The following is an 18704-nucleotide window of genomic DNA, read 5'->3' as shown; positions in this document are numbered from 1 at the left end:
GGCGCAATACCCGCGCACCTCCACGACCCAGGGTGTGGGAATGAATGCGGCGGGGGTGGTTGCCACGGACAAGGCCGCAGGCGCCCAACGGGAATCGCGCGCGCCCGCGTGACCGGACAACGATCCCGACCGTCGTGATCGTGAGCGCCCGGCGCCACCGGGGCTGGCCGATCACCGATAGGTAGGGGTCTCGGCGAGCGGGTCTGCAACCGCGCGTCGATCAAGGACGCGCAAGTCCACCACAAGGCCCGGCCATCAATGGATCTGCGGGGGTTGGCCGCGACGCTCCGAGAAGGTGGCATAGGCGAAGTAGCCGAGTGGTATCACAAAGAGCGTGAGCACAGTCGATGCGAGCGTCCCGAAGATGAGCGAGATGGCGAGTCCCCCGAACACCGGGTCCATCACCATGATGGCGGTGCCGAGCATGATGGCGAGCGCAGTCAGCATGATGGGGCGCAGACGCACCGTCCCGGCCTGCACCACGGCCTCGGTAAGGGCGTGCCCGGCGCGCCGGTAATCGAGGATGAAGTCGATCAAAAGAAGCGAATTGCGCACCACGATGCCGGCGAGCGCGATGACCCCGATCATGGAGGTGGCCGTGAAGTATTGGCCGAGGACGGCATGCCCCGGGAATACCCCGATGATGGTGAGCGGGATCGAACCCATGACGATGATCGGGATGACGAACGACCGGTAGTAGCCCACTAGTATGACGTAGATGAGCAGGATCGCCACCCCGAAGGCCGATCCCAGATCACGAAACACATTCAGGGTAAGGCGCATCTCGCCGCTCCAGCGCAGCCCGTAGTGAAGGCTGCTTGGATCCTTCATGAAGTCCTGCGTCAGGTGCACCCCGTCTACGGTGTGGTGTTTCAGGTATTGCCACATATGCAACACCGGATACACGGGGCTACCCATGCTCATCCCCGCGGTCACGTATTCGACGTCGCGGCCGTCCTTTTGGTATATGGGCTCGGGCGCCGGTCGCTTGATGACGCGCACAAGGGCCGATAACGGGATCTCGCGACCTTCGGGGTTGGTCACGAACAGCTTGCCAAGGTCGTTTGGGCCGACGTGATCGGCGATCGGCACTCGAAACCGGATGGGGACGGGCTCCTTGGCGTGGGGGATGTGCGCGGTCCCGTCGCTGATGCCAGACAGGAAGCCCTTCAAGGTCTGGGTCACCTGGGCAGCGCTCACCCCGTGGAGGGCCGCCTCCCTGCGATTGACCTTGATGATGTATTGCATCGAGGGGTGAGGGACGGTGCTGTCGACCCCCGCGAGGTGCGGGGTATGGGCAAAGAGACCGTATCGCAGGTCGTTGGCGATCACCTGCACCTTGTGGTAGTTCGGGCCGAAGACCTCCGCCATGATCGTCGCCCGTACCGGGGGGCCGGGCGGGTGTTGCACGATCTTGATCATGGCCCCGGTGCGCGCGATGAGCCGGTCGACCGCGGGTCTCAGGGATCGCACGATGGCGATCGACGATACCGGCCGTTCGCTCTTGCGCACGAGGTGTACCTGGACCTCGCCCACGGTCGGGCCCCTTTTCAGGGTCTCGCCGCGCAGAAGGCCGCTGAAGTTGATGGCCCCCATGGCGCCCGTCGACAGATCATAGGTCGTTACGTAGCGGTTGGCGCGCACGATGTTTCCGAGTGCCGTGATGACGCGATTGGTGTCTTCGAGGGTGCTGCCCGCGCGCGTGCGCACCGTGATATCGAAGCTGTTGTTGTTATTGCGTGGCAGCATCTTGAAGTTCACGATCCGCAAGACCGGCATGGCCAGCACGCCCGCAAACAGGAGGATGATGGCGAACAGGAACCCGCGCCGCATCCACGGTCGCGACAATAAGGCGCGCATGGCGCGCGCATAGCCCCTCTGCAGGAGGCCTGGCCGGTCGTGCAGCGCATCGCCGCGACCCTTTAGCCACATGCGTGCCGCCCACGGCGCCACGGTGTAGGCAATGAAAAGCGAGGTTATCATGGCGATCGGGACGTTCTTTGGGATCGGCGCCATGTACGGCCCCATCATGCCGGTGACATAGAGCATGGGCAGGAAGGCGACGATGACCGAGAGTGTCGCGAGGTTTGTGGGGCGGCCGATCTCGTTGACCGCAAGCACCGTCTCGCGCACGCGATCGGCGCCGGCGCGCGCGTAGTGGCGGAATATGTTTTCGATGACGACGATGGAGTCATCCACGAGCAGGCCGAGCGACAGGATGAGGGCGAATAACGTGATACGGTTGATCGTCTGACCGCCCATATCGTCCACCGCCAGTGTCACAAACAGGATCAACGGGATCGTGACCGTGACGATCGCGGCGGCGCGCCAACCCAGGAACACGACAAGCAGCACCACGACCGTTGCCACTGCGATGAACAGATGCTCGATGAGGGTATTGACGGCGCTATTGGCGCGCTCGCCATCGTCACGCGTGACGTTGACGTGCACACCGTTGGGGATGACGGGGCCTTGCAGCGCGCGAAGCTTATGCAGCACGGCGTCGGCGACCGCCACGGCGTTGGTACCGGCACGCTTGGCGATCGCGATCGTGACCTCCGGCACCTCGATGTTGTGCGGGCGCGTGTGCGAGTAGGCCGGCCCGAAGCCGATCTCGTGCACGGTCTTTATGCGCCCGGCGCCGTCGGTCACGGTCGCCACGTCGTGCAAGTAGACCGGGCGGTGGTTGTAGAGGCTAACCACGACCTGGCCGACATCGCGTGCCGAGCGCAGCATGGTGCCCGCATGGATGGTGGCGCGACGATTGTGGTTGGTGAAGTGTCCGGACGGTATCTCGACGTTGGTCGCCTGCACCACCCTGCGGACATCATCGAGCGTCACGTCATAGTGGCGCATGAGGCGCGGGTGTAAGACCACGTTGATCTGGCGCCGCTGGCCGCCGATCAGATAGGAACGCGAGGTGCCGGGCACGCGCCGCAGGTGATGAAGGACATTGGTCGCGATCGCCCGCAGGCGCACGCCGCTCATAGTGGCGCTCGACAGCGATATGGTCACGATCGGGACCTGGTTTACATCGAGCGGCTGGATCACGGGTTGCTCGGTCCCCGGCGGCATCCGGTTCATGTTGCTCATGATCTTGTTGTAGAGCCGAACGAGCGAGGCCACCCGGTTTTCCCCCACCTGGAACTTCACCGTGACCACGCCCATGGAGTTCAACGCGAGGCCATAGGTGTGGTGGATACCGCGCATGCCGCGCAGTATCGCCTGCAAGGGGTCGACGACGAGGTTCTTGATCTCGCGAGGGCTGGCGCCGGGCTTTGTGACGATGATGTTGGCGGCCGGCACCACGATCTGCGGATTTTCCGTTCGTGGCGTGGTGCGTAGCGCGATGATGCCGGCAAGGATAGCCACCACCACGATCAGTATGGTGATCTTGCTATCGATGAAATAGCGCGTGAGCCGTCCGGCGATGTTGAGCGGTTCGTCCGGCGGCGGATCAACGGCTGCCATGTTGTCCTCTTCTCGTGGTGGTCGGCGGATGGATCGGGCTTCCGTCATAGACGCCGCGGAATGGGGGCAGGACCAGGGTCTCGTGGCCATCCAGGCCGCTTAAGACCTGCGCCAGGCGGGCGCTGGTCGTGCCGATCTTTATCAGGCGGAAGCGGGCGCGTCCATGAGGACTCAATACGAATACCCCCGGCAGACCCCCCAGATGGGTGATGGCATCCTTGGGGATCACGACATCGCCCTGGGCATCGAGGTCCGTGGGGGTATGCAGGCGCAGGGTGGCGCGCGTTACCGGCGGACGCGCGGCCGGGGGCGCCGGCGGTGGCGGTTTATGCGCGCAGGCGGCGATGAGCAGCATCGCGGCAAGCGGCCAGGAGCGCACGCCTCTCATGATGCGATCCCGAGTGATGCCAGCGTGCGGCGTGACAGGCTGCCGCATGCCGCCGCCAGGGCCGCGCGGTTTGCGGCCAGGGCATAGAGGGCTGTGAGACGCGCCTCGCGGGCTTGCACGAGACCGTGTTCGGCGTTCAGGAGGGACAGGAGGATGGTGCGTCCCTCGCCATAGCGGACCTGGGTCACAGCCACCGCTTGCCGGGCACGGACGACATTGGCGTTCGCTATCCGATATTGGGTCATGGCGGTGCGCATGTTATCGAAGGCGCGCGCCACATGGTTACGGATGCGTGCACGCAGCCCGGCGAGCCGGGCTTCGAGCTCGGCGACCTGCTGCTCGAGGACGTCCGCCCGGTCACGGTTGCGGTGCCCGTCGTAGAGTGATTTGCTGATCACGGCCCCGACGGTCCAGGCGTTATGACGCAGATTCGGGATCTCGCTGAACCATTGCGACTGGGCGGTGAGTCGCACCTGAAACGATGAACGATCGCGTGCTGCCTGAGCCCTGGCGCGCATGGCGGCGATCTCGGCGCGCAGGGACTTGATGTCGGGCCGGTCCGTGAGGGCCTGGCGGTCAAAGGTGGCAAGGTCGTGATGGGGTATGGGCACCACCGGCAGCGGCACGTGCGGCACGGTGATGGCAAGGCCCGCAGGCGCACCCATGGCCGTTGCCAGGTTGTCCATGGCGATGCGGACATTGCCCCGGGCCTCGGCCAGCATCCCTTCGTTGGCCCCGAGATTGACGTCGGCGCTCAAGGCATCGGAACGTACGATACGCCCGCGCGCATAGAGGTAGCGGGCGGTGCGCGCATGGCGCCGGGCCGCCATCACCGCCTTGTGGGCGACCGTGAGGGCCGCGCGCGCCACCAGCACCCCCTCGTAGGCCTGGATGACCTGGGCCATGATGGTTTGGCGGATGCGGCGCGCCGCGCCTTGCGCCGCTTTACGCCCGTAGCGCCCGGCCCGTAGCGCCTCGTGGATCGCGCCGCCTGTGTAAAGCGGCCAGGACAGCGACAGCGTCGTGGTACCGAGTTTTGTGATACCGGGCTGGTTCAGGGTATTGGGCGTGAATGCCGCGGCGCTCACCTGGCGGCGCTCCAGTTCCGCGGACAAGGCCTCCAGCGGATTGTTGCTGAAAAGATAACCGTAGCTGACGCCGACCTCGGGCAGGCCCTGATCGCGGGCCAGTCGGAGCTCGGCCCGGGCGGTCGCGCCCCGCGCCTTGGCAAGGCGCGCCATGCTATTGTGCGTGAGCGCGAAATCGACGGCTTGGGCGAGCGTGAACGAGCGCGCGACGGCGTGCGTGGCCACAAAGAGGGCTACCATTCCCAATGCGACCGCCAACCGCTTCATGATGTTACGACTCCTTTATTGGACCTCGTCCCTGTCTGTATATTAGCAATCAATTAACTTCTAATGGAAGCCTTGACGCGCGTGCTACAGATTTTTTCAGTGTAACCGATTGCGCCGGCCTTGCGCGTCCTTCCATGGCCCCGTACGCCGAGGCATCACCCAGCCATTCTCAAATGGGGCACCGATCGGGGATATCCGATAGCGCCTGTCGTGCAGAGAGGTATCCGACAGGTGGCCCGGGTATTCCTACACCGCCATCGGTGTTCCGGGCTTGTGGCCTCCCGTTGAGAATAGCCAGGTATCACGCCGGGTGGTGTGAGCGCCGCCTGAATTTGCGTTACCCTTGCGCTGTCGGAGTGTCATGGTGGCAAGGGATGGGGATGCCGGCGTGGCTTCGTGGGGGTGATCGCGGATGGCTAAGCAAATCGACGTCCAGGACCTGAAGAAGGGGATGTACGTCATCGATCTCGATCGTCCCTGGATCGAGACTTCATTTATGTTTCAGGGTTTCGAGATCCGCACCGATGCCCAGCTACGCGCGCTCCAGCGCCTCTGCCGGCATGTCTATGTCCAGGAGCGCGAGGATGGGGGCGGTGCGCGCGGCGAGGATCGGCGCCAGGTCGCCGCGGGGGCCGCGTCCGGGGCCGCTTCCGGTGGCGATGCCCGCCAGGCGGAGGTGTTGGCGGCAACGGCCGCGGTGCGGCGTGGCCCCTCGATTCACGGCGAGCCGATCCCCTTGAAGGCCGAGATGGCGGAGGCGCGCAGGCTCGAGGCGGACGCCCGCGCGCTCGTCTATAGCATGCAAGACGACGTGCGGCTCGGCCGCAATATCGATGGCCAGCGCCTGCGAACGATCATCACCGGCATGGTCGATAGCGTCGTGCGCAACCCCGATGCCTTGATCTGGTTTACGCAACTGCGGAACAAGGACGAGTACACGGCCTTGCATAGTATCCGCGTGGCCATATTAGCCCTGGCCTTCGGCCGCCATCTCGAGTTGACCGTACCGGAACTCAACATCCTCGGTGTCGGCGCGCTCCTCCACGACATCGGTAAGCTCAAGATCCCCGATGCCATCCTGAACAAGCCCGGGCGTCTGACCGATCACGAGTTTGCCATCGTCAAGAGTCACGTCCCCGAGGGCGTGAAGATTCTCGAGTCGTCGCGCCATATCCCGTTGTCGGCCGTGGAGGTGGCGGGGTATCACCACGAACGCTACCAGGGGGGTGGCTACAACCGCGGCCTGAGCGGGGATCGCATCGGCCTTTTCGGGCTCATGGCGGCGATCGTCGACACTTATGATGCCATCACGAGCGATCGCGCCTATCATGCCGGCATATCCGCCTATGAGGCCCTGGGGCGACTCTATGCCATGCGCAACAAGGAGTATCACGGCGGGCTCGTCGATCGCTTCATCCAGTGTCTGGGGACCTACCCCGTGGGCAGTATCGTGGAATTGACCACGGGGGACGTGGGGGTGGTGATCGCTGTCAACCGCCAGCGCTATCTGCGGCCGACGGTGGCCCTGGTACGGCGCGCGAATGGCGCAGCCTTCCCGCCCGAGACGGTCCTGGATCTGGCCGCCGACCGCGCACAGACCGTGCCTGGCGTGGAGATTCGCCGCGTCCTCCCCGTCGGCGCCTATGACATCCAGGTGGCCGATTACATGCCGCGCGGCACCTGACGCACCCGTTCAAGCGCCCCTTGATGAGGGCCCTCGCTCTCATCTTTTGCCATCAACCGAGACCCATCAGCGGTTTCGAGGGCCCGCACCGATACGCGCGAACGCGTGTTGACAGTCGGCCTCCGCCGGTTCCCGAGGCACGGTTATGTCAATACCACCCCCGCGACATCGCGTGTCCGTATGGGCACCGTTTACCACCTCTTTCGGGACAAAGGGGGAGGGTTGCGTGCGCGGGGTTCATGTGTCCCGCGCGGCGCCCGCGCGTGTGGTGCCCGGGGCGCCGTCGCGCTGTCAGAAGCGGGGTTTGACAACCACGAGGATCACGATCGCGATCAGAATCAATACCGGGACCTCGTTGATCACGCGGTAGAAGGTGGTGCTGCGTTTGCGTCCCGCGGCCAGTTCCCGGCATAGGTGCCCCAGGTAGACGTAATAGGCGACGAGCACTGCCACCAGCGCCACCTTGATATCGATCCATAGGCCGCGAAAGCCAAAACCCAGCCACAGCCACAGGCCAAGGCTCACCGCCAGGACCGCGCTCGGCGTCGTGAACCGGTAAAGCCTCCGTTCCATGACCACAAAGCGCGCTTGCCCGGCCTCGTCGTCCGTGAGGCTGTGATACACGAAGAGGCGCGGGAGATAGAAGAGGCCCGCGAACCAGGTAATGACGAACACGATATGGAAGGCCTTGATCCACAGCATCATGAGGCCTCGGCGGGCAGGATTTCGGTGGCGGTGAGGAACTCCGCGAGCAGCGCATCGAGAAACCGCCGACCCAGGGGCGTGGCGTACATCCGGTCGTGCTCGCGCCCCAGTAGGCCTCGGGCGACGGCAGGCGCCCATAAGGATTCCAGGTCCATGAAGTCATATCCCGTGCGGTCCCGGAGCACGTCTTGCGTGAATCCTTCGCTAAGGCGCAGGGCATTTAGGAGGAACTCGAAGACGATATCGCGGCGTGCAAGCCGGCGCCGGCTGGCGATACGATCACGGCCTGCCATGTAACCGACCGGATCGGTATTCCGTACCACGCGTGTCACCCCTTGTCCGTCGGTGAGTTTGCTGTGCGCGCCTGCGCCGATCCCCAGATAGTCGCCAAACCGCCAGTAATTGAGGTTATGCGCGCAGCGGTATCCGGGGCGCGCGTAGGCCGACACCTCGTAACGGTCATATCCGGCGCTGCCTGCGGTCTGCGTTGCCGCCTCTTCGATGGCCATGCGCTCGTCTTCCGAAGGCAGTATCGGCGGGTCGTGGGCAAACGCGGTGTGGGCCTCTATCGTGAGCTCGTAGAGCGACAGGTGCGGGGGGTCCACCGCCAGGACCGCGCGAACGTCGGCCTGGGCCTGGGCCGCGGTTTGATCCGGCAGGCCGTACATGAGGTCGATGTTGAAGGACCGGAAGCCCGCGCCTGCGGCGGCCTCCATGGCGTTATGGGCCTCGCGCGCGTCATGGATGCGCCCGAGGCGGCGCAGGGAGGGGTCGTGGAGGCTTTGGACACCGAGCGACAGGCGTGTCACCCCGGCCTCGCGAAAGGCCCGAAAACGGCTGCTGTCGATGGTGCCCGGGTTGGCCTCGAGCGTGATCTCACAGTCGGCGGCGAGCGCCATGCGCCGGTTCACCCCCTCCAGGATCTCGGCGATGGCCGACCCCGAGAACAGGCTGGGCGTCCCCCCGCCGAAGAATATCGTACCGATCTCGCGCCCCGGCAAGCCCCCCCGACTGTGTTCGAGATCGTCGAGCAGGGCGCGTATGTAGGGTCCCTCGGGAAGCGGCCCGCGCCGCGCCAGCGAATGGAAATCGCAATAGGGGCACTTGGCCACGCACCATGGGATATGGATGTAGAGGCTAAGCGGCGGTAGGGACCCGGTGGTCATGCGTGGGCGCCAAGGAGCCGCGACATGGCCCGCAAGGCCTGTCCACGATGACTCAACGCCTGCTTTTCGGTCGCATCGAGCTCGGCTGCCGAACAGTCGTGGGTCGGCACATAGAACAGGGGGTCGTAGCCAAAGCCGCCGGTGCCGCGTTCGGCGGTCAGGATGCGGCCTTCCCACAGGCCGTCGGCGATGAGCGGGCGGGGGTCGTGGGCATGGCGCACGTAGACCAGTACGCAATAAAAGCGTGCGCTGCGCCCGCTCTCCGGTACGCCGGCCAGTGCCGCCAGCAGCGCCGCGCGGTTTTGCCGGTCGTCGGCATCGGCATGGGCGAACCGGGCCGAATGCAGGCCGGGACCTCCGCCGAGGGCGTCCACCTCCAGCCCGGAATCATCGGCGAGCGTCGGAAGCCCGCTCGCGGCCGCCGCATGGCGGGCCTTGATGAGGGCGTTTTCCACGAAGGTGAGGCCATCCTCGACGGGCGGCGCCACGCCGAAGGCGTCCTGCGCGATCAGGGTGATACCGTGTTCCGCCAAGGCCCCCGAGAGCTCGCGGATCTTGCCGGCATTGTGGGTGGCGCAGCAGATCTTCACGGCTCACCGGCCAAGGCCTGGCGCTGGGCCTCGAGCAATTCCTGGATGCCCTTTCGGGCAAGCTCGGTCATGGCCAGCATCTCCTCGAAACGGAAGCTGCCGCGCTCGGCGGTCCCCTGGAGCTCGATGAAGCCGCCGCTATCGTCCATGACCACGTTCATGTCGGTCGCGGCGTTCGAATCCTCGGCGTAATCGAGGTCGACGACCGGCGTACCGTTATGTATCCCGACCGATACCGAGGCCACCTGACGGCGCAACGGGTCTTCTTTCAGGAGTTTATGGGACTTAAGGAAGCGGATGGCGTCGGCGAGCGCGACGTAACCGCCGGTGATCGAGGCCGTGCGCGTACCCCCGTCGGCCTGCAAGACGTCGCAGTCGATCATGATCGTGCGTTCGCCCAGGGCCTTCAGGTCGAGCGCGGCACGCAGCGAGCGCCCGATGAGGCGCTGGATCTCCACGGTGCGTCCGTCCTGCTTGCCGCGCGCCGCCTCGCGCTGGGTGCGTTGGCCGGTGGCGCGCGGCAGCATGCCGTATTCGGCCGTGAGCCAGCCCTGCCCGCGGCCCTTCAGAAACGGCGGCACCTTCTCGTCTATGCTCGCTGTGCACAAGACGCGCGTGTTACCGAACTCGATGAGCACCGATCCTTCCGCGTAGCGCGTGAATTGACGGGTGATCTTGATGGGGCGTAGCGCATCGGCGGCGCGTCCGCTTGGTCTCATGAGGATGTCCTTAACGTGGGGGTGTCGGCCGCCAGTTTAACAAAAAGGACGCATCGACATCAGCGGGCCGCCGTCGTTTGATGCGGTTGGCTAGTCCTTCGGGGAGGTCTTCTTGGCCGCGCCGCGCATCTCCTCCAGTTTGCGACCGACGATGAGACGGCGTCCCTGTTCCCAGAAGGCGCGCGCCGTGAGTTGCCGCGCCTGGGGGGTAAGTCCCGCGGGGCGTCCTGTGCGGTCCTGCCAGCGGAGCGCCACGGCGCTGATGTTATCGGCGGCCTTCTGGCGACGGTTCTCGGCGGCCAGCAGGAGGTCGGCGAGGCCGTTTTCGAGCACCGGATGGCCAAGCGCGCGGGCCATCTCGCGGTCCGACATCGCCTCCCATACGCCGTCGCTGCATAGCAGGAGCATGTCGCCGGGATGGAGCGCGGTCTCGGCGCCCAGGTGGATGGTCGGCTCCTCGCAGCCCCCCAGGCAGGCGAGCAGGCGGCTCTTCTCAGGATGCGCGCGCGACTCCTCTTCGTCTAGGATGCCGCGTTCACGAAAGGTCTCGATCATGGTGTCGTCATGGGTGCGGTTGATCGTGGCATCATTGCGGAGGTGGTAGAGGCGGCTATCGCCGACGTGCGCCCAGTAGGCGCAGCCGTCTTGCACGAGGGCCAGGACTGCGGTCGTGCGCGGTTCTATGGGCGGGTCGAGGCGCCGGCCAAGCCCCTTCAGGGTCTGATGGGCCTGGAACAGGACGAAGGCCAGGAAGTTGGATGGGTCTTGGACGCGTGCCGAGCGCACCGCGCGGAAGGCGCGCACCGCGACCTCACACAAGGTCGCCGAGGCCAGCGCGCCGCCCTTGTGTCCCCCGAGGCCATCTCCCAGGACCATGAGTACGGCGGCATCGCGCTCGGCGATCGCCACGCGGTCCTCATTATAGGCGCGGCCACCCTGTCGCGAGCCTTGCGTACAGACATATCTCATACCCGCCCTCTCCCCCATACCCCGGGCCGGCGCGTGCCGTTACGACCGTTTCAGTCGCGGCCACGGCCACCTGTCGAACCACCGGCCGATATCACCCCTATTGCCCGATTCCTGGCGCGGCGTCTCGCTCAGAAACGCCAAGAGTTGTCCGACGTTCTGTGGTCGTTGCAGCTGGTCCATCTGCATGCACCAGTCTATGGCCTCCAGGATCTGTGCCGAATATCGGCGGCCATAGCGACCGCGCGCCCCCTTGAAGGTGTCCTTGGTGGCGCGCGCCGTGGCCGGTGGCGGTGCGCGCCCGCTCAGGCACGCCCACATCGAGGCCCCGATCGCATACAGGTCGGTCCAGGGACCGATATGCCCCTTGGTGTGCTGCTCCAGGGGCGCGAATCCGGCGGTCAGGGTGCGCAGGCCGGCGGGTCGTTCCAGGGTCCTTTGCGCGGCCCCGAAGTCCAATAGCAGCGGGTTGCCGCCCGGGCGCAGCAGGATGTTGGCGGGCTTTATATCGAGGTGCAAAAGCCCACGGGTGTGAAGTTCGTCCAGGCCCATGAGCAGCGGCGGGAACATGGTGCGCAGGAACTTCTCGCTCAAGCCCCCCGGGTGACGCTTGATGTACCAGCGCAGGTCGCGGCCGACTTCGTAATGCATGACCATGTAGGCGGTGTTGTGGGCGCGAAAGAAGTTGGTGACCTGGACGATGTTAGGGTGGTGGAGCTTGGCGAGTGCTGCGGCCTCGTCGAAGAACCGTTTGAGGCCCGAGGCGAAAAGCCCCGCGGTCTCCTCGGAGAGCGGCTCGACCCGGCCGTCCGGGGTCCGCCAGGCCTGGGTCACCGGAAGGAACTCCTTGATGACCACCTCGGCCCCGGACGCGAGATCGGACGCGAGATAGACCGAGCTGAAGCCTCCTCCGCCGAGGGTCTTTTCGATTCGGTAGCCCTTCAGGACATAGCCTTGGGCAAGAGGGGTCGGTTGTTTACGCATGTACCCCCACACAATAGCCGAAAACGCACCAAAAAGCTGTGGCGCCCCGAGTCCTTTCGGGGCCCCGTTGCCGCTTGGCGGCGGTGTACCGGCGCCTTCGGGTTTCGGTTAGTATGGCGGCCATGACGGTTTGTGTAAAAAGCATGACCGCGTTCGCGCGCGCCCAGGTCCATGCCGAACAGGGTGAGGTCGTGTGCGAGCTGCGCTCCGTCAACCATCGCTATCTGGAGGTGTCGGTGCGCCTGCCGGATGGCCTGAATACCCTCGAGGGCCTAGTCCGCGAACGCCTTTCGCGGGCACTCGCGCGCGGTAAGGTCGACTGCCAGGTCGCGTGGCGCCGGGGCGTGACCGAGGCCGCGGTCATGGTCGATCGGCGTCTGGCGGCGGAGATCGTGGGCGCTGCCGAGGCGCTGCGTGCCGCCCACGCCACGCTCGTCCCGCTTGCGGTCGCCGATGTGTTGCGCTGGCCCGGGGTGGTGGTAGCGCGCCCAGGGCCGGCCCTGGACGGGCCGGTCAGCGAGGCCTGCGAGCGCGCGCTGACCGCCCTTATCGAGCATCGGCGGCGCGAAGGCGAACGGTTGGCGCAAGGCCTGCGCGAGAGGCTCGACCTCATGGACGCCGAGGTCGGCCGCTTGCGCGGGCTGGTGGCCAAGGGCCTGGAGTCGTTGCGCGAACGGCTGCGCGCGCGCGTGGAGGCGCTGGCCCCGCCGCTCGATGACGCGCGCCTGGAGCAGGAGGTGGTGCTTTTGGCGCAGCGCGGGGATGTCTGGGAGGAGCTGGAGCGTCTTGCCGTGCATATCGGCGAGGCACGCGCGGCGCTCGCCGAGGGCGGACCGGTCGGCCGGAGGCTTGATTTCTTGATGCAGGAACTCAATCGCGAGGCCAACACTGTGGCCTCCAAGTCCTCGTCGGCGCATGTTTCGAGTGTCGTCGTCGGTCTCAAGGTGCTGATAGAGCAAATGCGTGAACAGGTGCAAAACATTGAATAGCGATCCCCGCTTGGTCATCCTGTCGGCCCCGAGCGGCGCCGGCAAGAGCAGTCTTGCCAAGGCCCTGACCGCCGATGCGCGTTTCGCGGTGTCGGTGTCGCATACCACGAGGGCGGCGCGTCCTGGCGAGCAAGATGGCGTGCATTACCATTTCGTGGACCCCGCGGCGTTCGAGCGGTTGGTGGCCGAGGGGGCCTTTCTCGAGCATGCGCAGGTCTTCGGAAACCGCTATGGGACGACGCGCGCGGCCGTCGAATCCCTGTTGCGCGAAGGACGGCATGTGATCCTCGACATCGACTGGCAGGGCGCCCGGCGCATCAAGGCGCTGTGGCCCGAGGCGCTCGCGATCTTCATCCTGCCGCCGTCGCTGCAGGCCCTCGAGGCGCGGTTGCGCGGCCGTGGTCAGGACGATGAGGCGGTGATCGCCCAGCGTATGGCCCAGGCGCAAGCCGAGATCGCCCATGCCGGGGAGTTCGACCACATTATCGTGAACGATGAGTTCGAAGAGGCGCTCGCCGACCTGAAGACGCTGATCGCCGAAGGCCGGCGGCGCCGACCGTTGCATTACGACCCCGGACTGATCGCTCCTACCGGTGCATAAGCGGATTTGCTAGACTTCCTATCTTGGATTATGAGGAGTGTGTTATGGCTCGCATCACCGTTGAGGATTGTCTGGAGCACGTCGAGAACCGCTTTCAGCTGGTATTGGTGGCGGCCCGTCGGGCCCGCCAGCTGGCATTGGGCGCCGAGCCGTGCGTACCACGTGAGAACGACAAGCCGACGGTTCTGGCCCTGCGCGAGATCGCCGAAGGTTATGTGACCAGCGCCATTTTGGATGATAATCCGGAGGCGGGCCTGGAGTCCGATGATGATGCCGTTTTATCCCTCGGAACAGGCGGCAACGCCGCCGCAAATTCGGCCCCCTGAGGGCGCGGCTCCGGGCGCCGTCTCGTTTCACATAAGCGACCTGCTCGCCTTGCTCGATGGCTACCTCGGGCGCGAGGAGGTGGCCATGGTCTATCGCGCCTATCTGTTCGGCGCGGAGGCCCACGAAGGCCAGAAACGCCGTAGCGGCGAACCCTACATCTATCATCCCCTGGAGGTCGCCCGGCTGCTTGCCGGCTTGCGTCTCGATGCCACGTGCCTTACCGCCGCCATCCTTCATGACGTCATCGAGGATACGGGTCGGCGCAAGGACGAGATCATCATCCAGTTTGGCCAGGAGGCCGCCGATCTCGTCGATGGCGTGAGCAAGATCGGCCAGATAGAGTTCGAAAACAAGGAGGAGGAACAGGCCGAGAATTTCCGCAAGATGTTGCTGGCCATGGCCCGCGACATCCGCGTCGTGCTCATAAAGCTCGCCGATCGCCTCCACAACATGCGCACCATCCGGGTGCTGTCGCCGGTCCGGCAGAAGGCCATCGCCCGCGAGACGCTCGACATCTACGCGCCGATCGCCAACCGCCTGGGTCTCCACAATTGGTCGGTGGAACTCGAGGATCTGGCGTTCGCCATCCTCTACCCCCTGCGTTACCGGATCCTCCAGGAGGCGGTGCGCAAGCGCCATGGCAATCGCAAGGCCCTGGTCGACAAGGTGCGCGTGGCGATCGTCGAGCAATTGCGGCGCGAGGGCCTGCCGGGCGAGGTATCGGGACGTGAGAAGAATCTCTACGGCATCTATAGCAAGATGCGCCAAAAGGGCCTGTCCTTCGAGCAGGTCTACGACCTGTTGGCGTTTCGCATCGTCGTCGACAAGGCCGACACCTGCTATCGCGCCCTGGGCGTGATCCATAATCTCTATAAACCCATTCCCGGCCGCTTCAAGGACTATATCGCGATCCCCAAGACCAACGGCTATCAATCGCTCCACACCGTGGTATTCGGGCCGTTCGCGGTCTTGATCGAGGTCCAGATCCGCACCGAGGATATGCATAGGGTCGCCGAGAACGGGGTCGCTGCGCACTGGCTCTACAAGACCGGCGATGTCGGTATGCAAAAGCGCGCCCTGCAATGGTTGCAGGGCCTGATGGAGACCCAGCAGCAGGCCGGTAATCCCCAGGAGTTTCTGGAGCACCTGAAGATCGACCTGTTTCCCGACGAGGTGTATGTCTTCACCCCCAACGGCGATATCAAGAAGTTGCCGCGCGGCGCCACGGTCATCGACTTTGCCTATGAGGTCCATACCGATATCGGCAAGCGCTGTGCCGGGGCGCGCATCAACCACCAGCTGGTGCCGATGCGCACGGTGCTGCGCAACGGCGACCATGTCGAGGTCATCACCTCGGCCTACAGCGCCCCGCACCCCTCATGGCTGAATTCGGTCGTGACCGGCAAGGCCCGCGCGCACATCCGCAATTACTTGAAGAATCTGCGCCGCGACGAGGCCATCAGCCTGGGCGAGCGGTTTTTGGCGAAGGCCCTGCAATCGCTCGGTTACACGGGCGAGGTAAGCGAGGAGGCCAAGAACGCGTTGTTGTCAACCTTGCACATGAAGGCCTGGCCGGATGTGCTCGCCGATATCGGTCTTGGGACGCGCATCGCGGCGGTGGTGGCGCGCCAGCTGCTGCCTGACGTGCCGGCACCGTCGCTGGTGCCGTCGCGCGCCCCCGGCACGATCGCGATCCGCGGGACCGAGGGCGCGGTGGTGAATTACGCCAAGTGCTGCCGGCCGATCCCCGGCGACCCGGTGCTCGGTTTCCTCACCGCCGGTCGCGGCATCACCGTACACACCGAGGACTGTCCCAATGTCGCTGAGTATCGCAAGCATCCGGAGAAGTGGATCGACATCCAGTGGGAGAACGGCATAGACGGCTTTTGGCCGGTGGCCATCCGCGTGGAGGTCAAGAACCGCCGAGGGGTGCTGGCGACGGTCGCCGCCGCCATGTCCGAGATGGACGCCAACATCGATACGGTATCGATCGACGAGCGCGATGGCCAGGATACCGCCATGGACTTCGTGATCGAGGTCCACAACCGCGTGCACCTGGCACGCATCATCCGCCGGATCCGCTCCCAGGAGGCGGTGGTCCGGATCAACCGCAAACGAGGATAAACATGACCTTTCGTGTCATCGAGACCCCCGCCGCGCCGCGCGCGATCGGCACCTATTCGCAGGCCCTGAGATCGGGGTCGCTCGTGTTTCTCTCGGGGCAGATACCGCTCGACCCGGCGACCATGACGATCGTGTCGGATGATCCCCGCGCCCAGATCGTGCAGGTATTCGAGAATCTGGCGGCGGTGATCGGGGCGGCCGGCGGCGAACTGCGCCATATCGTCAAGCTCTCGGTGTTTCTCACGGATCTCGCGCATTTCCCGCTGGTAAACGAGGTCATGAGCGAGCGCTTCAAGCCCCCTTATCCGGCGCGCTCGGCGATCGGGGTTGCCTCGCTGCCGCGCGGCGCCCTAGTCGAGATGGATGCCATCCTCGACCTCGGCTAGCGCGATCGCCCCGGGCCCGTGCGAGCGGCCGGTCACGGCGCTCGCGGGCATAGGGCCGGCGATGGCCGAGCGCCTCGCGCGCCTCGAGATCCGCACGGTGGGCGACCTTCTGTTCCATCTCCCCCTGCGCTACGAGGACCGTACCCGGGTGTTGCCCATACGGAGGGTGGCGATCGGGCAGTCGGCGCTGATCGAGGGCGAGATCGTCGCCCAGGCCGTGGTCGGGCGCGCGCGCCCCACGCTCGTTTGCGAGCTCGCCGACGACAGCGGGCGCATGGCGATGCGCTTCTTTCATTTCTCCCCGCTGCAGCGCCGCAGGCTCGGCGTCGGAACGCGCGTGAGCGTCTATGGTGAGTTGCGCCTGGGCCCCCAGGGCCCGGAGATGGTGCACCCGGAATACCGCTGTGGTACCGAGGGGACCTTGCAGGAGCCGGTCCTGACACCGGTCTATCCGTCCACCGAAGGCCTGGGCACAAAGGCCCTGCGGCGCGCGGTGCGCGCGGCGCTCGCGTGCGCGCTGCCGGCCTTGACGGAATACCTCCCCAAGGCCCAGTGTCCGCCCGGGCCCACGCTCGGCGAGGCCCTGCGGCTTTTGCATGGCCCACCCGCCGGGTGCGACCTTGGCCCGGCGCGCACCATGCTGGCGTTCGAGGAGCTCGTGACCCATCACGCCCATCTCCTGACCCTGCGTCATACGAAGGGGCGCGCCACGGGTCCCAAGTGCCGCGTGCCCGGACAACTTCTGGCCCGGTTCCTGGAGGCCCTGCCGTTTACCCCGACCAACGCCCAGACGACCGTGATGGGTGAGATCCGCCGTGATCTCGAGAGTGGTCGGCCCATGCGTCGCATCCTGCAAGGCGACGTCGGTTCCGGCAAGACGCTGGTGGCGGCGGGCGCCGCGCTGATCGTCATCGAGGCCGGTTTCCAGGTCGCGATCATGGCCCCGACGGAGCTCCTCGCCCGTCAGCACATGGAGACCTTCGGTGCCTGGTTGCGGCCCTTGGGCATCGAACCGTTCGGCCTCATGCGGCTTCGCGCCGGGGCCGAGACCCGCCGCGCCCGGGCGCGCGATTGCGAGACGCGGCTTGTCATCGGCACCCAGGCGATGTTTCAGGAGGGCGTGGATTTCGAGCGGCTGGGCCTTGTGATCATCGATGAACAGCACCGTTTCGGTGTCCACGAACGCCAGGCCCTGACCGCCAAGGGGCGCGCGGGCGCGCGGCGTGCGCATCTGCTCGCCATGAGCGCCACCCCCATCCCGCGCACGCTCGCGCAAAGTATCTACGCGGATCTCGATCTGTCGGTGCTCGACGAGCGGCCGCCGGGGCGGGCCCCGGTCACCACCGTGGCGCTCGCCGAGACCCGTCGCGACGACGTGGTGGCACGCGTGCGCGCCGCGTGCCTTGGCGGTGCCAAGGCCTATTGGGTATGCCCCCTTATCGAAGAGGGCGAGCAGGACCTGAAGGCGGCCGCGGCCCTGCATGCCGAGCTCGCCCGGGTACTTCCCGGGATCAACGTGGGCCTCATCCACGGACGCATGAAGGCCGTCGACAAGGACCGGGCCATGGAGGACTTCGCACGCGGCCCGATGCAGGTGCTGGTGGCCACCACCGTGATCGAGGTGGGTGTCGACGTCCCGACCGCAAGCCTGCTCGTCATCGAGAATGCCGAGCGCCTGGGGCTTGCCCAGCTCCATCAACTGCGCGGCCGTATCGGGCGCGGCGGCCTGCCCGGCCACTGCGTGCTGCTCTACAAGCCGCCGTTGGGCGACATGGCGCGCGCGCGCATCGCCTGCCTGCGCGAGACCGACGACGGCTTTGTCATTGCCCGGCGGGACCTGGAGCTGCGTGGCGCAGGCGAGGTCTTCGGCGTCCGCCAGACCGGCCTCCCGGGCTTTCGCGTGGCTGACCTCATCCGCGACGAGGCCCTGCTGCCGGCGGTCGCGAAGGCCGCGGCGGCATTGGCGCAGGGCGCTCCCGCCGCCCTCTTGGGCCTGCGCCGGCGCTGGCTGCGCGAGCGTCACGACTTGGGTTCGGTATGAACGACTCCCACCAAGCCTAAACGGCTATGGCGTGAGTGTCGTGTTCATGGCGGGCCGCACGGCCGGCCGTGGCGGCGAAACTGCCACCGCTCCACGCCTCGGACGGTTCCCGCCCGGACAGCCTCGCTTCCATCCAACGCCATAACACCCAGGCGGCATTCCCGTCGCGGCCACTAGTGATTCCGCAGTGCGGGCACTGATGGTGCCG

At 65.9% G+C, this 18704-nt stretch carries 16 protein-coding genes; 7 read left to right on the top strand and 9 right to left on the bottom strand.

The window, feature by feature from the left end; all coding sequences use genetic code 11:
• Positions 1–255: 255 nt before the first annotated feature.
• From C4900_RS14470 to C4900_RS14460, 3 genes are read right to left on the bottom strand one after another with little or no spacing between them, the layout of a single operon-like run.
• Positions 256–3471: an efflux RND transporter permease subunit gene (locus C4900_RS14470; protein ID WP_065971336.1), complete on the bottom strand. Its 3216-nt coding sequence runs from the start codon at positions 3469–3471 to the stop codon at positions 256–258.
• Positions 3458–3859, bottom strand: a complete 402-nt coding sequence (locus tag C4900_RS14465) for an efflux RND transporter periplasmic adaptor subunit (protein ID WP_065971335.1) — start codon at positions 3857–3859, stop codon at positions 3458–3460. Before C4900_RS14465 ends, C4900_RS14470 begins: the two co-directional genes overlap by 14 nt.
• On the bottom strand, positions 3856–5214 hold the full coding sequence (locus tag C4900_RS14460) for a TolC family protein (RefSeq protein ID WP_083996019.1): 1359 nt from the start codon (positions 5212–5214) through the stop codon (positions 3856–3858). The genes C4900_RS14465 and C4900_RS14460 overlap by 4 nt, the downstream gene beginning before the upstream one ends.
• A 412-nt stretch (positions 5215–5626) precedes the next feature.
• On the opposite strand from C4900_RS14460, the gene C4900_RS14455 reads away from it, so the two are divergent.
• Positions 5627–6898 (top strand): HD-GYP domain-containing protein, encoded by a 1272-nt coding sequence (locus C4900_RS14455; protein WP_065971333.1) that lies wholly within the window; start codon positions 5627–5629, stop codon positions 6896–6898.
• Positions 6899–7189: 291 nt separating this feature from the next.
• On the opposite strand, the gene C4900_RS14450 is transcribed toward C4900_RS14455, so the two are convergent.
• The 6 genes from C4900_RS14450 to C4900_RS14425 all read right to left on the bottom strand — a co-directional run bounded on the left by C4900_RS14450 (position 7190) and on the right by C4900_RS14425 (position 12028).
• Positions 7190–7600, bottom strand: coding sequence for a CopD family protein (locus C4900_RS14450; RefSeq protein WP_065971332.1), 411 nt, complete (start codon positions 7598–7600; stop codon positions 7190–7192).
• The gene (gene hemW / locus C4900_RS14445; protein ID WP_065971331.1) at positions 7600–8769 is read right to left on the bottom strand and encodes a radical SAM family heme chaperone HemW; all 1170 of its coding nucleotides are present in this window, start codon (positions 8767–8769) and stop codon (positions 7600–7602) included. The genes C4900_RS14450 and hemW overlap by 1 nt, the downstream gene beginning before the upstream one ends.
• Positions 8766–9359: an RdgB/HAM1 family non-canonical purine NTP pyrophosphatase gene (gene rdgB / locus C4900_RS14440; protein WP_065971330.1), complete on the bottom strand. Its 594-nt coding sequence runs from the start codon at positions 9357–9359 to the stop codon at positions 8766–8768. The genes hemW and rdgB overlap by 4 nt, the downstream gene beginning before the upstream one ends.
• On the bottom strand, positions 9356–10078 hold the full coding sequence (rph, locus tag C4900_RS14435; protein WP_065971329.1) for a ribonuclease PH: 723 nt from the start codon (positions 10076–10078) through the stop codon (positions 9356–9358). The genes rdgB and rph overlap by 4 nt, the downstream gene beginning before the upstream one ends.
• Before the next feature lie 90 nt (positions 10079–10168).
• A complete protein-coding gene (locus tag C4900_RS14430) occupies positions 10169–11047 on the bottom strand; it encodes a PP2C family protein-serine/threonine phosphatase (RefSeq protein WP_065971328.1) in 879 nt (292 codons plus the stop codon).
• Between the two features lie 39 nt (positions 11048–11086).
• A complete protein-coding gene (locus C4900_RS14425; protein WP_083996015.1) occupies positions 11087–12028 on the bottom strand; it encodes a serine/threonine-protein kinase in 942 nt (313 codons plus the stop codon).
• 122 nt (positions 12029–12150) lie between these two features.
• Here C4900_RS14425 and C4900_RS14420 point away from each other — a divergent pair, with 122 nt between their 5' ends.
• The 6 genes from C4900_RS14420 to recG are packed head-to-tail and all read left to right on the top strand — an operon-like array spanning position 12151 to position 18496.
• Positions 12151–13017, top strand: a complete 867-nt coding sequence (locus C4900_RS14420) for a YicC/YloC family endoribonuclease (RefSeq protein WP_065971364.1) — start codon at positions 12151–12153, stop codon at positions 13015–13017.
• Positions 13010–13618, top strand: coding sequence for a guanylate kinase (gene gmk / locus C4900_RS14415; protein WP_065971327.1), 609 nt, complete (start codon positions 13010–13012; stop codon positions 13616–13618). Before C4900_RS14420 ends, gmk begins: the two co-directional genes overlap by 8 nt.
• A 44-nt stretch (positions 13619–13662) precedes the next feature.
• Positions 13663–13944: a DNA-directed RNA polymerase subunit omega gene (gene rpoZ, locus C4900_RS14410; protein WP_065971326.1), complete on the top strand. Its 282-nt coding sequence runs from the start codon at positions 13663–13665 to the stop codon at positions 13942–13944.
• On the top strand, positions 13883–16069 hold the full coding sequence (locus C4900_RS14405) for a RelA/SpoT family protein (RefSeq protein WP_218060480.1): 2187 nt from the start codon (positions 13883–13885) through the stop codon (positions 16067–16069). Before rpoZ ends, C4900_RS14405 begins: the two co-directional genes overlap by 62 nt.
• Positions 16070–16071: 2 nt before the next feature.
• Entirely contained in the window at positions 16072–16455 is a 384-nt protein-coding gene (locus C4900_RS14400) for a Rid family detoxifying hydrolase (protein WP_114283321.1), read from the top strand.
• Positions 16433–18496, top strand: coding sequence for an ATP-dependent DNA helicase RecG (recG, locus tag C4900_RS14395; RefSeq protein ID WP_114283320.1), 2064 nt, complete (start codon positions 16433–16435; stop codon positions 18494–18496). Before C4900_RS14400 ends, recG begins: the two co-directional genes overlap by 23 nt.
• Positions 18497–18704 lie beyond the last annotated feature (208 nt).

Source organism: Acidiferrobacter thiooxydans (assembly GCF_003333315.1).
Classification (GTDB): domain Bacteria; phylum Pseudomonadota; class Gammaproteobacteria; order Acidiferrobacterales; family Acidiferrobacteraceae; genus Acidiferrobacter; species Acidiferrobacter thiooxydans.
The sequence above is the reverse complement of the archived record's forward strand: the minus strand, read 5'-3'. Positions and strand labels throughout refer to the sequence as shown.

What these genes read in the sequence shown, in the direction of transcription:
- C4900_RS14430 (WP_065971328.1), bottom strand. Translation starts at nt 11,047, where the DNA reads ATGAGATATGTCTGTACGCAAGGCTCGCGACAGGGTGGCCGCGCCTAT.
- hemW (WP_065971331.1), bottom strand. Translation starts at nt 8,769, where the DNA reads ATGACCACCGGGTCCCTACCGCCGCTTAGCCTCTACATCCATATCCCA.
- C4900_RS14400 (WP_114283321.1), top strand. Translation starts at nt 16,072, where the DNA reads ATGACCTTTCGTGTCATCGAGACCCCCGCCGCGCCGCGCGCGATCGGC.
- recG (WP_114283320.1), top strand. Translation starts at nt 16,433, where the DNA reads ATGCCATCCTCGACCTCGGCTAGCGCGATCGCCCCGGGCCCGTGCGAG.
- C4900_RS14405 (WP_218060480.1), top strand. Translation starts at nt 13,883, where the DNA reads ATGATGATGCCGTTTTATCCCTCGGAACAGGCGGCAACGCCGCCGCAA.
- rpoZ (WP_065971326.1), top strand. Translation starts at nt 13,663, where the DNA reads ATGGCTCGCATCACCGTTGAGGATTGTCTGGAGCACGTCGAGAACCGC.
- C4900_RS14465 (WP_065971335.1), bottom strand. Translation starts at nt 3,859, where the DNA reads ATGAGAGGCGTGCGCTCCTGGCCGCTTGCCGCGATGCTGCTCATCGCC.
- C4900_RS14455 (WP_065971333.1), top strand. Translation starts at nt 5,627, where the DNA reads ATGGCTAAGCAAATCGACGTCCAGGACCTGAAGAAGGGGATGTACGTC.
- C4900_RS14470 (WP_065971336.1), bottom strand. Translation starts at nt 3,471, where the DNA reads ATGGCAGCCGTTGATCCGCCGCCGGACGAACCGCTCAACATCGCCGGA.
- C4900_RS14420 (WP_065971364.1), top strand. Translation starts at nt 12,151, where the DNA reads ATGACGGTTTGTGTAAAAAGCATGACCGCGTTCGCGCGCGCCCAGGTC.
- C4900_RS14460 (WP_083996019.1), bottom strand. Translation starts at nt 5,214, where the DNA reads ATGAAGCGGTTGGCGGTCGCATTGGGAATGGTAGCCCTCTTTGTGGCC.
- C4900_RS14450 (WP_065971332.1), bottom strand. Translation starts at nt 7,600, where the DNA reads ATGCTGTGGATCAAGGCCTTCCATATCGTGTTCGTCATTACCTGGTTC.
- rph (WP_065971329.1), bottom strand. Translation starts at nt 10,078, where the DNA reads ATGAGACCAAGCGGACGCGCCGCCGATGCGCTACGCCCCATCAAGATC.
- C4900_RS14425 (WP_083996015.1), bottom strand. Translation starts at nt 12,028, where the DNA reads ATGCGTAAACAACCGACCCCTCTTGCCCAAGGCTATGTCCTGAAGGGC.